The sequence below is a fragment of the Pseudoalteromonas sp. Isolate3 genome, assembly GCF_022398505.1.
GTDB lineage: Bacteria > Pseudomonadota > Gammaproteobacteria > Enterobacterales > Alteromonadaceae > Pseudoalteromonas > Pseudoalteromonas apostichopi.
In genome coordinates this window covers 1-1,134 of record NZ_JAKEVN010000261.1, presented here as the reverse complement: position 1 = coordinate 1,134, position 1,134 = coordinate 1, and the positions used below count along the sequence as shown (strand labels likewise).

The 1,134-nt window shown below is 37.6% G+C and carries 1 protein-coding gene; it reads right to left on the bottom strand.

The genetic code is table 11. From position 1 onward, the window contains the following. Window positions 1–29: 29 nt before the first annotated feature. Window positions 30–1,004 carry a transposase gene (locus tag L1D46_RS20720; RefSeq protein WP_239978176.1) on the bottom strand — a complete coding sequence of 325 codons (975 nt, stop codon included), beginning with the start codon at window positions 1,002–1,004 and terminating at the stop codon, window positions 30–32. Window positions 1,005–1,134: the final 130 nt, after the last annotated feature.

Below are 1,134 nucleotides of genomic sequence, written 5' to 3'. Positions count from 1 at the left end.
TAAAAGAAGTGATTGTATAGTTTTAGAATTTAGCAAAACAAAGCTTGGCTATTAGCTATTGAGCTTCTTCGTTTTCTTTGCATGTGTATTGCATGAGCTGTAATTGCTTGCTCTTTACCAGCTGCATTTTTAAATGAACGTGTAAATGAGGTCGTGAGTGAAAGCCAGTTGCTAGCACTTATATTTAACCTTTCTATAATTGGGGCCGCTTCATCAGGTATTTTACCTGGTTTATTATTTCGTATAGAGCGGCCAGTCCAATCAACGAGTTGCAGGTATGTTTTTAGGTCAAATGGCAGACCTTTAGGTGTACGTTTATGTTGCTCACCAGCAAAGCGCATGAGTGCTTTCGGTTGCTTACCTGTTTCAGATGATTGAATTCGCATTTTAATACTTGTGTAGTCGGACTTTTCTGGTAAATCAGCTGCTTTGGCTCTAATCGGGTTTAAGTCAACATAAGCAAGACAAGCAGCAAGCGCAGCTTCATCTAGCAAAGCTTGTGATTTGAAACGGCCTTCCCAAAATCGCCCTTTGCAGCCATCTTCTTTGTTGGCCTTTCGAGCAATACCTTCATTAAGAACTCGCATAAACCAACTAATACTACTTAGCCTTTCTCGATAAATATTAATTCGAGCATTTAAAGCTGCGAGCTCCGCCTGTGTAAGTAATTCACCACTTAAATACCGTTGACATAAAAAAGAGCTTTTAAACAACTTGTGCCATCTTATAAGAATAGCTTTATTATTTAATCGCTTAGATTTTTTTAAATTAACATGGAGTACCAAATGAGTATGATTGCTCATAACAGCATAAGCACAAATATCAATACAAAATATATTGCCAAGCTGAAGTAATTTCGTTTCAACCCAATCGCGCCGGTGCTCATAAGAGCGACCAGTAAGTGGGTCTTTTCCACATAAATAAGCGCGGCGAACGCAACGTGAAATACAGTGGTAATAAGGCGTGTTTGAAAGGCTAATTAAGTTCTTCCGTGGTGTTGCCATGCTCTTCTCCTCCATGAGTTGAACATTTTAAGTTTAGTCATAATTTTGAGAAGTGAGAAATATTAAGTTGGGTGTCTTTTTTAAATTTATTCTTTAGAAATAGAGTTGAGTTTCCTCTTTAGAATTAAAA